Annotated in this window: 11 protein-coding genes; 5 read left to right on the forward strand and 6 right to left on the reverse strand. The window is 62.9% G+C overall.

Annotated features, from left to right (window positions below; genetic code table 11):
• The coding region (locus P8R42_23835) for a hypothetical protein (GenBank protein MDG2307630.1) at window positions 1–350 on the forward strand (350 nt) is incomplete at its 5' end.
• Between the two features lie 583 nt (window positions 351–933).
• Here P8R42_23835 and P8R42_23840 read toward each other — a convergent pair.
• Window positions 934–1,860: a CorA family divalent cation transporter gene (locus tag P8R42_23840; protein ID MDG2307631.1), complete on the reverse strand. Its 927-nt coding sequence runs from the start codon at window positions 1,858–1,860 to the stop codon at window positions 934–936.
• A 230-nt stretch (window positions 1,861–2,090) separates the two neighbouring features.
• Between P8R42_23840 and P8R42_23845 the strand changes: the two genes are divergently transcribed.
• Window positions 2,091–2,327 (forward strand): hypothetical protein, encoded by a 237-nt coding sequence (locus P8R42_23845; GenBank protein MDG2307632.1) that lies wholly within the window; start codon window positions 2,091–2,093, stop codon window positions 2,325–2,327.
• A 15-nt stretch (window positions 2,328–2,342) separates the two neighbouring features.
• Here P8R42_23845 and P8R42_23850 read toward each other — a convergent pair whose 3' ends face one another.
• Entirely contained in the window at window positions 2,343–3,557 is a 1,215-nt protein-coding gene (locus tag P8R42_23850; GenBank protein MDG2307633.1) for a phosphoribosyltransferase family protein, read from the reverse strand.
• Window positions 3,558–3,706: 149 nt separating this feature from the next.
• Here P8R42_23850 and P8R42_23855 point away from each other — a divergent pair, with 149 nt between their 5' ends.
• From P8R42_23855 to P8R42_23865, 3 genes are all read left to right on the forward strand, one after another.
• Complete coding sequence (locus P8R42_23855; protein MDG2307634.1) at window positions 3,707–5,056, forward strand: carotenoid oxygenase family protein; 1,350 nt, start codon at window positions 3,707–3,709, stop codon at window positions 5,054–5,056.
• A gap of 83 nt (window positions 5,057–5,139) precedes the next feature.
• Window positions 5,140–5,775, forward strand: a complete 636-nt coding sequence (locus tag P8R42_23860) for a DUF2490 domain-containing protein (protein MDG2307635.1) — start codon at window positions 5,140–5,142, stop codon at window positions 5,773–5,775.
• Between the two features lie 34 nt (window positions 5,776–5,809).
• Window positions 5,810–6,535, forward strand: coding sequence for a hypothetical protein (locus tag P8R42_23865; GenBank protein MDG2307636.1), 726 nt, complete (start codon window positions 5,810–5,812; stop codon window positions 6,533–6,535).
• 131 nt (window positions 6,536–6,666) lie between these two features.
• On the opposite strand, the gene P8R42_23870 is transcribed toward P8R42_23865, so the two are convergent.
• The 4 genes from P8R42_23870 to P8R42_23885 form a co-directional block, all read right to left on the reverse strand.
• Window positions 6,667–8,304 carry an alkaline phosphatase family protein gene (locus P8R42_23870; protein MDG2307637.1) on the reverse strand — a complete coding sequence of 546 codons (1,638 nt, stop codon included), beginning with the start codon at window positions 8,302–8,304 and terminating at the stop codon, window positions 6,667–6,669.
• 244 nt (window positions 8,305–8,548) lie between these two features.
• Window positions 8,549–8,890, reverse strand: coding sequence for a hypothetical protein (locus P8R42_23875; protein ID MDG2307638.1), 342 nt, complete (start codon window positions 8,888–8,890; stop codon window positions 8,549–8,551).
• Window positions 8,891–9,082: 192 nt separating this feature from the next.
• Window positions 9,083–10,612 (reverse strand): hypothetical protein, encoded by a 1,530-nt coding sequence (locus P8R42_23880; protein MDG2307639.1) that lies wholly within the window; start codon window positions 10,610–10,612, stop codon window positions 9,083–9,085.
• A gap of 708 nt (window positions 10,613–11,320) precedes the next feature.
• On the reverse strand, window positions 11,321–13,759 hold the full coding sequence (locus tag P8R42_23885; GenBank protein ID MDG2307640.1) for a hypothetical protein: 2,439 nt from the start codon (window positions 13,757–13,759) through the stop codon (window positions 11,321–11,323).
• Window positions 13,760–14,119 lie beyond the last annotated feature (360 nt).

Here is a 14,119-nt window from a genome sequence, read left to right on the forward strand (position 1 = left end):
GTGCGCCTCTTTCTGCCTCATGGGCTGTCGAGGCGGTTCTCAGCATGATGCGCGACCAGGGCGTTGAATCAATGGATGAGATGGTCGAGACCATGGGCCTTGATCTCATTCCCAAGAATGCTGAAAACCCCGGTGCCATGATCGACGTGGAACTCTTCCCCGGCAAGTCAGAGCTGGTCGCCTCGGCGAAGGGTAAGTTCGGAAGCCACCTTGAGACGATGAAAAGAACTTACAACAGAGACGAAGCAGACGTTCACCACGACCTGTTCTTCCTAAAAGACGACACACCCGCAGGGACGGGCACGAAGGTTCTCAACAGGCAGGCGAGTTCTTACAGAAGGACAAGCTAGCTGACGACCATGACCGACGATAAGAAGGATGAAGGGCTTATTTGCCCAGGTCGCCGGGTCGTCGCCACCGCGAAGCCTGGAGCGAGGTCCCGTTTTCGGGTGCAGGCGGCCGCGGCGTAGCCGCCGGGCGGGCGGATTCAGCGTGTCCGTGACGACCTGAGCAGGACCTTCGGTGGGCCGCACGCGTGCGACCGTCGGCGACTCCGGGCGGCACTGGTCGAGGCCATCCAACTCCGGACGTGGCTCGAGCAGGCGCTCTTCATCTACGGGCAGGACTGGTCGCCGACAATCGCCTACATGGCGGACCGGCGAGCCGTCATGGACCGGGCCGACCGAGCGCTTTCGCACCCGCGCATCGCCACGGTGCGCGCGGCTCTTGCGGCCGAGGGAAAAGAGGTCGGCGGACTCGTCGCCTGCCATACGAGCCGCGATGACGCCCCGGCGCAGCGCGCGCGTACGCTGGGACTGAGCCCGCTACCGGTCTTTGAGGGTCCCCGCTGCTCTCTCTCTCTGCGCGCGCACCTCGCGGCCCCTGAGCCGCGAGCGCATTGCTTGGCTGGCCGCGGCGCCGCCCCGGCCGTGCTCAGGACCGATACAACCGCATGATGAGGAACGAGGCCACCAGTGCAAGTCCGCTCAAAATCGCGCACACCAGCCAGAAAGCTTCCGGATCATGGGTTCCGGGAATGCCGGCGACATTGATCCCGAGCAGTCCGGTAAGAAATCCAAGCGGCAGGAAGACCGTGGCCACCACTCCGAGCCGCAACGTGGCGTCATTCATCCGATCTGAGAGCTGGCTCTGGATCTGGTCATGTAATAGGTTCGCTCGCTCGAGATAGAATCCCGCGGTACGCTCATGTCGCTCCATCGTCTGGGCAGCACCGACCAACTCGTCGCTCGTCGATGCGTGCATGTGCAGTGAACGATCGGCCGTGGTCTCCTCAATGATTCGAGACAGTGCGGAAATATTGCGACGATCCCGGATCAAGCGACGCCGCGTCTGCCCCAATTTCTCGATGGGCAGATCCGTTTCTCCATCGAAGACGTCGTCCTCGAGCTCGTCGAGTGCCGCCGAGAGCTCGTCGAGCTGATCCTCGGCCCGATTCGCAATCTGGGAAATCAGAAGCGCCGCGGCCTTCCAGCCATGATCGACCTCGAGCGTTCCGTTCGCGATATCGGCCCAGAGCTCATCGATTTCCCGGTTCGAACCGCGTCGCACGCTCAAGAGACGCTCGCCGGTCACGACGAGCCCCATGCACACCACGGAGGCATCACCAAGACTCTGGCCTTCGCCGCTGGTATAACAGAGTCGCATCGCAAGCCCTTCGGCCACCGCGAGCCGACGACTGTTCATCGTGGTCTCCCCGAGCAAGGCCCGCGTTGCCTCACAGAGCTCCACTCGATCCGCCAGCAAGGCATCCGCCCCCGGCTGGTCGAGATCAATGTCGACCCACTCCGAGGCCGGGTCCGCGCCAGCCTGTTTCTCTTCTCCTACTCTCACCAATCGCATCGGTACGACTCCAACCACCCAGGCCCCGAAATCTCGCGGGTGAACCTGGCTGTCGTTGGTATTTGCCGAGAGATCGCAGAAGCGTCAACCATGCCGGGCCCTCTGTCTCTCCCTGGTGGGCCCAGGGGACGCGACCGAACCGCGCGGATAGCCGACATGAAGCCCCTTTTTGGCTCCAATCCGACCTAACGGCGCCTTATCGGACGTATGCGTGCGCCTCGTTCTGCCTCATGGACGGCGAGAATTCCTCGGGGCTCGGCGTGTTCCGGTACGAGGCATCCTGCGGGACGGTGTACGGCCACACCGGCAACGTATTCGGGTACACCCAGTTCATCGCGGCTTCAGAAAACGGCACACGGTCGGTCGCCATCTCCGTCAACACGCAGTTCAGTGAGGCCCAGCAACCCGAGCGGTTCGAAGAGCTACGCCGAATCTACGAGCTCGGTGTCTGCGCGGCACTGTCGTAGCCGTTCGGCCGTCGTCTAGCCCTTGTCGCGTTCGGCCTCGAGTTCGGACAGCTGCTCGTTCGACCAGATCTTGCGCGTGAACCGCGGGTTCTTCGACGACATGTCGATCTGGTAGAGGCCGCCGCGCTCCGGGGTCGGGAGATCGAGGATCTCGCAGAGGTTGGCCGCGAGCCACCGTTCGATCTTCAGGACGACCATTTTGCGACGGAGGCGGCCCTGCTCGTCGCGGTTGAGCACGGTCGGCAGGGTGTTGAGCGTGAGGATCTCGTCGATGGCGGTGTTCGCCATCTTCTGGCGTCCTTCGTCGCTCGCGTAGAAATGGGTCACTCCGAAGACCAGACGCCCGGGGCGGATCGTCTTCAGGAATTGGCACGTCTTCACGACTGTGGATCCGGTACGGACCATGTCGTCGAAGAGCACGATGTCGTGCCCGTTAATCTCCTCGAAGGTCGTTTCGCTGTCTTCGTGGAGCTTGATGCTCACCTCGCGCTCGCCCGTGCGCTCCTTGTCGAGAAGAACGAAGCGCGCCTTGGGGAGGTTCAATTCCTTGTACATTCGCTTCACGAAGTCGCGGGCTCCCTGGTCGGGAGCGCAGAGTGCGAGGCCTTCGCCATCCGAGCCGTAGCCGACGATGTCGGAGTTCCGGAGATAGTTGGCGTAGAGCGCGTAGGGCATCAGGTTGTGGAAGCGGCCCTCGAAGATCTCGCTGAAGACGGCGCGGACCGCGGCCGAGTGGTTGTGGACCGTGATGACCGTGTCGACCCCCGCGAGGTCGAGCATCTGGGCGTACAGCATGGCCGTGAAGAGTTGGCCGTCGAACTTCTTCAGGTCCGGAACGCTGCGGCCGGCCTCGCTTTCTCCGCGACGACGCGGCCCGCGGTCCTGGGCGCTGTAGTAGAGATCGGGTTCGACCAGCACGACCTCGCGCGCGCCGTTCTCCTTGGCCGCACGGGCGATCAGGAGATTCCGCATGGCCAGGTTCTGACGGGTCACGGACCGGTTCGTCGTGCTGACGATCACGACCGTCTTGCCGTCGAGTGCGTTGCCGATCCGGGACAGGTCCTGCTCGTCCGAGATGAACCGTGGGCAGAACTCGGAGTTCGCGAACGTCTTCATGCTGATCAGGTCGGCGATCTCCTCGCCCTGACCCAATGCGAACGCGACATCGATCGCGAAGGGGTCGTCGGAGCAGTTCCCGACGACGATGACGTCGCTTTTTTCTATGGCCACGGGGGCAACCTAGCGAAAGAGGGAAGGACCGGGAACCTCCCCCGGATTCAGGCCCCGCAAGACCGCTTCACAGCCAGAAGCCGGTCCGATACGTTGCTCACGGGTAGCCGACCCGACTCGGCGTGGGATCCGATGAGAAGGGGAACATCATGGGTATGATCGAAGCCGACATCCTCTCCAAACATGGAGTTGCGGAGCTTCCGTGGCACTTGAAGGGCAACTATGCCCCGGTCGAGCATGAGCTCGATGTCCAGGATCTCGAGGTCGAGGGGGAGATCCCGGCCGCGATCGATGGCCGCTACATGCGCAACGGGTTCAACCCACCGAGTGGCTGGAGCGACCACTGGTTCTTCGGCGCCGGGATGATCCACACGGTGGACATTCGCGATGGCAAGGCGTCCATCCGGAACCGATACGTCCACACTCCCGGCTTTACGAAGGGGGAGGGCGCGATGTCGCTCGACCCGGCCGACTCTCCCGCCAACACGAACATCATTCGCCACGCCGGTCGTTACTTCGCACTCGAGGAGGCGCACGGTATCTACGAGGTCGACGCCAACCTCGAGACGATCGGTTTCGAGAACTTCGGCGGCGGTGTCACGGGTGCGTTCACGGCCCATCCCAAGCTCTGCCCGGCTACCGGAGAGATGCTCGCCTTCGGCTACAGCGTCGTCGGGCCGGAGTTTCTCCGCTACTACCGATTCGGTCGCGACGGCTCGCTCGTGCATTCCGAGCCGATCACGCTGCCGACCGGTGTGATGATGCACGACTTCAACGTCACACGGAACAACGTCGTCTGGATGGATCTACCCGTCTGCTTCTCGATGGAGCGCGCGGTGAAGGGGGAGACCCCGTTCTTCTGGAACCCCGACAACGGCGCGCGTCTCGGCGTGATGCCTCGCGACGGCGGCAACGCCGACGTGAAGTGGTACGACATTGACCCGGGCTACTGCCTCCACCCGGTAAACGCCTGGGACGACGGTGACAAGATCGTGCTTCTCGTGTGCCGGACGCAGTCGTTCATGGACGGCGGCTTCGATGACGTTTCCGGGAAGGCCGAGCTGTGGCGGTGGACGATCGATCAGACCGCCGGGACGGTGAAAGAAGAGCACCTCGACGATCGCAAATCGGACTTCCCCCGCATCGACGACCGTCGCGTGGGCCTCCCGAACCGCTTCGGGTACACGCAGCAGCTCGGGGACACGCCGGATAGCCCGTCGATGGGCAACGAGCTCTACAAGTACGACCTCGAGACCGGTCAGCCCGAAATCCACGGCATGGGATCGGTCACCGGGGGTGAGCCGGTCTTCATTCCGAGGTCGCCGGATGCGGCGGAAGACGACGGGTGGGTCATCGTGATGACCTTCGATCCCTCGGACGATCGCAGCCACCTGCGGATCATCGATGCCCAGAACTTCAGTGCGCCGCCGGTCGCCAAGATTTTCACGCCCCAGCGGGTGCCGTACGGCTCTCACGGGAACTGGATGCCGCGCGTTTGACGCGGCCGCTCGCTCAAGTGCAGTTCCCATCGATCGCTTCACGGAGGTCGGTCAGAGCACTCGCGCTGATCGGCCTCCTTGCCATGCTGGCGACGGACGCTCGTGCGACCGACCAGCAGTTCCAGGCCTGGACTCCCGCCTACCTGAACCTGGGGTTCACTGACCGCGTAAACGGATGGTACGAGGTGCAGCCCCGCTTCTCCGAGGATGGGGTCTCGCAGCTGTTGCTCCGGACGGCAGTCGGCTACCGGTTCTACGGGAACTGGTCGGCGTGGCTGGGCTACGCATGGACGCCGTCGCTGCAGCCGAACTTCAACACCGAGAACCGCATCTTCCAGCAGCTGCTGTACGCGGATGATTTTTCGTTCGGACGGCTCACCAGCCGAACCCGTCTCGAGCAACGTTGGATCGGCGGCGCGGATGGCGTCGCGGTGCGCGCCCGGACGCTCCTGCGGGATCAGATCGCGTTCACCGACGACAGGCTGTGGCGCGCGGTGGTGCAAGACGAGGTCTTCGTGAACCTCAACTCCCCGAACGGGGGACCGGTCTCCGGGTTCGATCAGAACCGATTGTTCGTCGGCATCAACTACCTGGTGAACGACCATCTGAACGTCGACGTGGGTTACCAGTTCCAATACCTGAACCGCCGCGAGCCCGGCTTCCCGGACGACATCAATCACGTGCTGCTGATCCAGCTCTTCTTCGACGCGGCGCTCTGACGCGAACGCGGTGATCACCGCAAGGAGGAAGCCAATGAGAAGCAAGAGGCCGAACCGGAACTCCCTCGAACTCGATGACTACAGCGGCCCCTTCCAACCCGACCTCCACATCTCGGACTTCTCGAAAGAGGGCTTGATGAAGCTCGTGGAGGTCGGCGGCTCCATTTACGGTGACGTGAACCGGAAGTGGTATCTCGCCGCGATCAAGCGATTCGGCCAGGAGGTCGCCGACGAGATGCACCACGAAGTGTGGTTCGCGGAAGGAGGCTCCGGCGACCACGAGAACGACGTCATTCCTCGGCTCATGAACTTCGCGGAAGAGGACGCCGAGACCACCGCGATGAAGGTATGGCAGTGCCTCCCTGCGATGAGCACGCGCATGACTCTCCGGTTCGAGCAGAAGGGCGAGAACGAGTGGGAGATGCACACGCCGCAGTGCGACGTTCCCGAGCAGGGCGAGGCCGGTGGCCCGGAGATGCTCGACTACATGTGCAACAAGATCTGCGCGCATCTGGAGCTCTTTGGCTTCCGACACGGCGCAGCTCGCTGGAACGAGAAGATCCGCATCGACCCGATCAAGCTTCCGCCCCGCGCGAGCGCCGACGAGCCGCACTGCCGTTGGTGCATCAAGATGACGGACAAGCGCGTCGACTACGCCGCCGAACCGGGTGAGTACGTCGAGAAGCACGGCCTACAGCGCGAGACCGACGCCGAGATCGTGAACCACGAGGCAGGGAAGTACTCGAAGAAGCCCCGGTGAGCGCTCCCGGCGTCGCGATGAGCGCGGACGAGCGGGAACTCGGCCGCCGATGGGCGTTGGGGACCTGATCGAGATTCGTGCGCCGGTGGCAGGAGCGGTTCCCACGTTCCGGAAAGCGCGGTGGCGTGTGGTCAGCTACCCTGGTTGCACCTGTCGGCCAGCATTTTGGCCAGCGCTTTCAAAATTTCTTGCGCCTCGCCCGTCGTTGCCCTCGGCCCTGCGAACTCGCGTTCCTCGCCGGTGATCGCCAGTACCGCGCGAACGAGATTGTCGCCGAGGTCGCTGATGACCTCGTGATCCCGATTGACGGAGTCGGGCGGAACGGGCGGTGGCGTCGTGATCGGCCAGTCGCTTGCCGCGCGTGCCGTTCGTCGATTGATCACCGGGGTGAACGCCGGAGCATTCGCGTCGCGGTTAGTGAGAGGGTCACCCAGGTCCCACTTCTGTCGCATCGTGGACATCACCGACGTGCCCATCATCGGGTCGTTCACGATCGTGCCGGGGTCGATGTGGGAAGAGATGGCCATCGTGGGAATGCGGATGCCGAGCCGGTCGAACTTGAACCCGAACTCGCCGATCGAGGTGTCCGGCGGGGCGGCCGGGGGAGGCACGACGTGGTCGTGGGATCCTCCGTGCTCGTCGAACGTGACCAGGAGGAGGGTGTTCTCGGCGTGCGAGCCGGATGTGTTCGAGGACCGGCGAATCGCGTCGTACACGTCGTGCAGCAGCCGGTCCGCGGCCGTGACGTACGATCTGGTGTTCTCGTAGTTCTGCCCCAGCTCCGGTATGGGCGCAGTCGGGTGCATGTCGTTGTTGTCGAACCACATCCGTGGCTCGATGAACGAGTACTTCGGGAGCCGGCCTCGATCGACGTCGTCGTAGAAGGCATCCATCGAGGCCCAATGGTCGCCATCGCCGCCGTCGTAGAGGTGGCAGATTCCCCGCCAATTCGTGATCAGCGTGGTGCTGGCCTCCTGAGAGGGGGGCCAGTAGATCTTCCAGGAAACGCCCAGATCCGTCATTCGGTTGAAAATCGTCGGCGCGTTGGTCGTCTGCAGGGGCCACTCCACGCTCGTGTTGAGCATTCCGTACGACTGGCCCGAGTGGAAGAACGACCGGTTCGCGTAGGTGTTCGACGGTACGTCGCAGTGCCACTGGTCGTACACGCCGAACTCTCGCGCGAGAGTGTGAAAGGTCGGAACCAGGTCCGGCGAGAGATATCCCATCACCTGCGCGAGATCCTCGTTCGATGGGACGAGCCCGGACGTCTGCTGATTGAAAGCACTGACGTAGTCCGTGACGAAGCCGTTCATGGCGGGCGTGCCCGCGCCCGGCGGAATGTTGTACGGCGCGACTTGCTGCGTGTAAGGGAGGTTCGCATTGCTCTGCGGTAGGAACTCTCCCCAGAGCTGCACGTTCACGTGCTGGTACTCCTCGCCGAAGTCGACCCGCGGAGTCAGGGACTCCGTCAGTTCGGTCGGCGAGAATGCCGTTCCGTCCGGCGCGTAGTTGACGATGTTCTTTCCGAGCACGCCGTCGAACGACTGGCCGCGCGGCGCACCGTCCGGGCCGTAGAGGGCGCCGAACACCATGTCGAAGGAGCGGTTCTCGAACATGATCACGACCAGGTGATCGAACGAGTCGAGCGCCACGTCGGGCGGCAGTGGAAAGATCTCGGTGCTGTCGGCGCAGCCCTTGGTGCCGAGGGCCATCGCGGCCGAGGCGGTCGCTGTCGCTCGAAGGAACTCCCGGCGGCTCATGCGGTTCATGTCGTGTCTCCCCGTTTCTGCCGTGAGGGGGGCATCTCTACCCGGATCTGGGGTCGGGGCAAGAAGACGACGACGAAAAGATCGAACGTCGGCCGAGGACGAGCCGATCCAGCGACACCCGCGACGCCGCGGTGCTTGAATCCGCTCCCATCGTTCCGCGTGCGCAAGGCCACGGTGGGGGTGACAAGTGCTCGTCAGGAATCCTCGCCGGCCGCCGGACCCTCAGATTCGTCGGTTCGGTCGCTCAGGGACGCTTCCTCGGACTCGGTCGGAGGAGCAGGCAGAGGCGAGAGGACTCGTCGTCGAACCACCAGATGTCGATTCGGCGCTTCTCGGGGCTGAGTTCGCCGAGTCGGAGCCAGGCGGCTTCGTCGGTGTCGAGCACGACGACATGTTGGCCGAGCCGCACGGCGCCGGCGAGCATACGGCCGTACCAGAGCTGAGCGCTCGATCTCGTCTCGGCGATCGCCTCCAGCCAATTCACCAGGACCGTGTTTGACCGCAGTGGCCCCACACCCCAGGCTTGAACGAGTGTCGCCATGCCCGCGCGAAGGCTGGGGGCGGCGACGGCGCGGATAGCCGACATGAAGCCCCTTTTTGGCTCCCATCCGACCTAACGGCGCCTTATCGGACGTATGCGTGCGCCTCTTTCTGCCTCATGGACGGCCAGCAAACGCGCCGGAAGTGTCTCTTATAAATCGACCCCAAAGATCCCGACGTCTTTGACGACGTACAGCGACGTACACACCGAGCTGGCAACTCCAAAGCGCCGCCTCGCTCAGTTTTTGCAGACCAGCTTCTTCGTGCCGATGTCACAGCTCGCGATCGATCCCGCAAAGCTCCCTCCGCCGGTCTCGACGATTGTGAGACTTGCCGGGCCGGCTTGCGGACGAGGGATCGAAAGTTTGTTCATCTGAAGCTTGAAACTGTACTCGCCGGGATTCCCCGTCGGCCGGAAGACGGCCTTGACCTTCTTCTTGTTGACCACTGGATCTTTGAAGACGCATTTGGTCGTGCCCGAGTTCTGGAGCACGCAATCTCCTGGACCAACGCTGCCCGACTGGTTCGTCGTCAGACCGTCAGTCACGGTAAAGGTAAGCCCACTGGAGGGATCGATTCCCTCAACAGTGCCCTGATAGGTCACGCTTCCCGGTTTGCTACCGTCCGCCCAAAGGGTGGCTCGCGTTATGGTGAGCGGCACTGTCGAGCATCCAGATGCAGGCAGCGTGCCGCAGGTTCCAGTGAAGAGTCCAACGGCGGCGCTGGTGTCCTCTGCCCAGAAGGCGATGGACGTTCCGTCGACGGCGGCATCGTTGAGGTCCTCGAAGACCTCGCCGGTGGCCGGATTCGTCGTGCTGACCGTATTCGCGCAATCGGTAAGCGTCCCGTCAGGGTGAGCCGAGACGATCATTTCAAAGCCGTCACCTAATGAGGACTCAAAGTCGACCTGGTTCGTGATGTTCTGATCGAACCCCACCTGTAGGGCAAATCCTTCGGATTCGAAGCTGTAGCCTGGGAGCCCAGGAACCGGATCAGAGGCGTCGAAGACTTTCGTGAGCGCGCCAGAGCAGTCCGTGTAGATTCCTTCCACTCCGTCCCCGAGCGTGTCGTCGTACGCACCTTTGAACGCGACAGCGCCGTCGAAGAGTCCTGGCTCATCGAGGTCCGTGAAGACCGTTCCGGAGCTCGGGTTGATCGATGAGATCGTGTCTGCGCGGGTGCTGATCACACCGCCTTGGACCGTCACTACGGCGTTGTCCGTCGCGACGTCGCAGCCGCCTCCCCCGTCAACGTCCGCATCGGGGCAAAGCGTCACCTCGGCTGCGAGAATCGCGTTGCCCGCTGCCGTCTCTTGTATCGCAAGGTCACTATCTGCGTAGATGATGGTGTATCCCGGGGCGGCCGGAACGGAGGTGGCCTCGGAAATGGGGAGTGTAGCACTGGACGGGTTGAGGAAGTTTTCGTTGAAGAAAATACCCGGCCAGGTCGAATCTTCGTCCATATCCGACGCAAAGGCGAGGCCTGCGATCACGGGGGCCGACACTCCAGCGGCTTCCGTGCCATCTGGCAACGTGTCGCCCTCCGCAATCACTCGCGTGAACGTGATCGGCGAATCCGCCAAGTTTGCGATGTAACTGGCTTCAAAAGTGGGGCCGGGGGGCGACAGCTCGAGATCTGCGCTGAACGCGAGGCGCGTGCCCGAGAGGCTCCACATGAATCTCATTGAGAGGTCCTGCACGACGGCTCCGTCGAGGGTGTCTCCCTCGGAGACGATGTGAATCAGGTTTCCGGGCCCGTCTTCGACCAAGATAGCCTCGGTTTCGTCCCCCCCGGAAGAGCACTCATAGTATGTCCTGAATGCAATGCGGTTTCCCTCGATGGCCACTGAGTCACTGCCCGCGGATGTGATTGTACATCCAGAATGCCCGGGTACCGGCGAGCCTGTGCCGGCTACGAGCCGTAAGGCTCCGGAGGCGGGCGGGACGAAGCTGGATAGCGTCAAGACGAGTGCACAAACAAGGCTGGCCAAGAGAGGGGCGAAGAGCATGAGTTTCTCCAGGGTCTATTCTGCCGGGATGACGTCGGGGCTCGAGAGGACACCACGATCCGAAGTGCGAAGCTATCAGCTCGCGGCTCGGAAGCGAAGGTTTTTTTCAGCAGCATGGCGGAAGGCATATGCCTAAAAATGCGGCAGTCCCGGTCTCGGCCCTCATCACCGGCTATCCGCCTTTGCCCCAGTAGAGAACCCCTACTTCACCGCTTCAAAGCTTTGAACCGGCCGCGGGTAGCCGACATGAAGCCCCTTTTTGGGTCCAATCCGACCTAACGGCGCCTTATCGGACGTATGCGTGCGGCTCGTTCTGCCTCATGGAGATCCGGTCGCACCCACATCGGCGGCACCCTCCTCGGTGGGCTTCGGCTCGACGGGCGGCTGGCCCCGACGGCTGCCGAAAACATCGAGGATCTTCGAGAATCGTCTTGATGACATGGCGACTTGAGTATCCGATGACCGGCGTCAGCTGTGCGGGTCTGTGACCGACCACTCGACGAAATATACGTCTCCGGGACGAAGACCGATCTCGAACTTGCCGTCGCTCGGCGTCTCGACGCCGCGCAACTTAGGAAGGTCGGCGATCCAGGCGAAAGAGGTCGATCGAGATTCCCGAGCTCCCTTCAACACGGGCTCATCATACCCAAGCACCATCGCCGTGCAGCGCCGGTTTTCGCAGCCGGGCACGCGGACGTGCGCAGGAGCGACGGAGGTCTCTTCCTCGATCGGTGTGTCGCTGATCGGGAAGCGCGGGATGCGCCAAATGGCGAGCCGTGCGATGACTTCATCCGACGGCGCCGACCAGAGGTAGCCGATTCGATCTGCATTGGCGGAGCCCAGGCGTACGTGAACCGATTTGAGTGGTTTCTCACTCGCATCGGACGAATGGTCCACCAGGGAGAGTCCGCCGGTGGGCGATAGCTTCCAGTCGAAGGCTCCCGCGACGAGCGAGAGGAACACGTACGACGCATGAGGCCGCATGATCTCGTTGTGAATCCATGGGGCACCGACCTCGATATTTTGATCCACGAGCAGGGCGAGCATCTCGGCGTGCCACGCCGTTGCCCACCGGGTACCTTCGAGCGGGCCCTCACCCGTCGAGTCGAACTCCGAGGCGAGGATCGGGTGGATGCCGATTTCGTCGAATCGCAGGGGAAGATCCAAGCCGGGTAGCTCTGCCCGCAACACCCGGCGTACATTGTCGATCTTGTAGGAAGCGAAGTGGTCGATCGCGAGATGTGGCGTTTCGTAGAGATTGAATGCGAACGCGGACCACGGCGGGAGGGGTTCGCCGGCGTCGAAAAACCTCTCGCGCAGCAAGCGAAGGTATCTGGCGAGATTGTCGGTCGCCGGCACCGCGGGATCGGGCTCGACCACGAACGGGCCCAAATGCACCTGATCCGAACCGACGTAGGGCTTCATCGCCTGCCACGTCCACAGGTATTGGCGAGCATGCTCCACGGCGTCGCCTTGATAACCGAAGTTGCGTACGGATCCGTCGTCGGCCACCCAGCGGCAATTCGCCTCGGAAAAGAACGAGTACCGCGTCCGGTCGAACCACGATTGCTGCGAGAGATGGTGGAAGACTGCGTCCACGTAGGTCTTCCAACCCAACTCGTCGACCACGGGCATCTCGTTGAAGTGGTAGGTGTGGTAATGGCCCTTGCCGCCCGTAAACAGCTCCGGTGCACCGGACAGATTGATCTGCATGCGGAGACCGTTGGCGGCGATCCGAGAGTAGAGTTGGTCGAACCGCTGCCAGTCGAAACGGTCACGAATCGGTGTGTCCTTCCATCCGGGCCCATCGGAGAAGAACTCGTAGTGTTTTGCCCAGCGTCGTTCCTCGCTCGAGTCGCGTGTCGGGTTGTGCCCCATCTGTCCCGCATGGTCTCGTTCGAGGGTGGGACCCCAATTTGCCCCGAGTGAGGAGAAGAGTCGGAAAGTGCGGAGCCACGGAAGAACCCGCTTGGCCCAGTCCGAATCGACTGGGGCCTCCTTTTCTTCATGAAAGCCCGAGTAGGCTTTGAATACGTTTACCTCTTCCCACGGGAGGCCACTCAAGGTGCGCACCCGCGGGTCTTCGTCACCGCCGAGATCGATGTGGAGGGGTTCAGGATGCTTGACGACGATTCTAGGATCCGCCCACAAGAGCCAATCCCCGGACCGGTCGCCGGTCTCGCGGGAAGCCAGGGATACCCAGACGGTTCTGCCGCGGTACGCTGAAAGATCCACGCGCACGTTTCTCCAGCCGGCAAGAGCGTCCTCTCGCGTCAGGCGTTCGAAGTCCGCGGGTATGGGCGGCGTGTCGCGCTCGGCGTCTCCGACGGCAACCCCGAAGTCGACCCCGTCGCTGTTCGCGATCGCAGTGTCTTCCAGCACGACCCAGGTGACGAGTTCGACATCGGTGGTCTCCGGCAATGTCACGCGATACGCCGCGACGCTCGTGCGACCGTCGACCGAAGGCAGGAGTAGAAGAACACGATGTCCAGCGCCGTTCCGCACGACCAGGCCGGAGAGGGGGGCGAACTCGTGACCGTTCTCGAGCGGGTGCAGATCTTGGCAGACGGTAGCGGCCCGCCAGCGGAACTGCAGATCGAGGTCCTGCGAATCAGTGGTGGAGGGTGCTCGAAGCGCGGCTGGGGAAGTCGGAGGAGTGCAGGGCGCAGCCACCGAGTCTAGCCGCCTCGCGGGAGAGGGGGTGGCGATCGGAAGTTCGATCAGCGGCGACGAAGTCGAGAGCGGCTCGCGCGCGACCGCGTCGGGCCCTGGGGGCGGAGCGTCGCCACAGGCTGCCGGCGAGATGGCGAGGATGAAGATCAGCGCCAGATTACAGGCGGCAGATCGTGTGCTTCCGAACTCTTCTGCGGTTCGGACGGTGAGTCGACTGCTGAGCTCAGCCGTCATGCCGCGCGCTCCGACGCCTCGGCCTGGCTGTGGGAGGGGTCGTCGCCCTGCCGGAGGATGAAGCGCGTCCTCAGCTTTAGAACCGGCGCTTCCACGCACTTCCACGACACCACGGAGCACGTGAATGTCATGGCATAGGCTGCCGTCAAGTGCGCGGCCAAGCCCCACTCCGGGAAGGCTGCCGCCAGAGCCTGTTGTATCGGGTGTTCGGGTTCAGCTGAAGTTGGACCAGTTAGGGGTTTGAAATAAGAGACACTTCCGGCCCAACCGGAAGGAGCACCTGATGGGTAAGGCAGAGAGTGCGGAGAAGGTAGTCCGCGACATTCAGCGCAAGACGAGACGCCGTTTTTCGGCGGAAGA

The organism is Candidatus Binatia bacterium (assembly GCA_029243485.1).
GTDB lineage: Bacteria > Desulfobacterota > Binatia > UBA12015 > UBA12015 > VGTG01.

Coding starts and splice junctions, on each gene's coding strand:
- P8R42_23840 (MDG2307631.1), bottom strand. CDS start 1,860: ATGCGATTGGTGAGAGTAGGAGAAGAGAAACAGGCTGGCGCGGACCCG.
- P8R42_23845 (MDG2307632.1), top strand. CDS start 2,091: ATGGACGGCGAGAATTCCTCGGGGCTCGGCGTGTTCCGGTACGAGGCA.
- P8R42_23855 (MDG2307634.1), top strand. CDS start 3,707: ATGGGTATGATCGAAGCCGACATCCTCTCCAAACATGGAGTTGCGGAG.
- P8R42_23875 (MDG2307638.1), bottom strand. CDS start 8,890: ATGTCGGCTATCCGCGCCGTCGCCGCCCCCAGCCTTCGCGCGGGCATG.
- P8R42_23860 (MDG2307635.1), top strand. CDS start 5,140: ATGCTGGCGACGGACGCTCGTGCGACCGACCAGCAGTTCCAGGCCTGG.
- P8R42_23885 (MDG2307640.1), bottom strand. CDS start 13,759: ATGACGGCTGAGCTCAGCAGTCGACTCACCGTCCGAACCGCAGAAGAG.
- P8R42_23865 (MDG2307636.1), top strand. CDS start 5,810: ATGAGAAGCAAGAGGCCGAACCGGAACTCCCTCGAACTCGATGACTAC.
- P8R42_23870 (MDG2307637.1), bottom strand. CDS start 8,304: ATGAACCGCATGAGCCGCCGGGAGTTCCTTCGAGCGACAGCGACCGCC.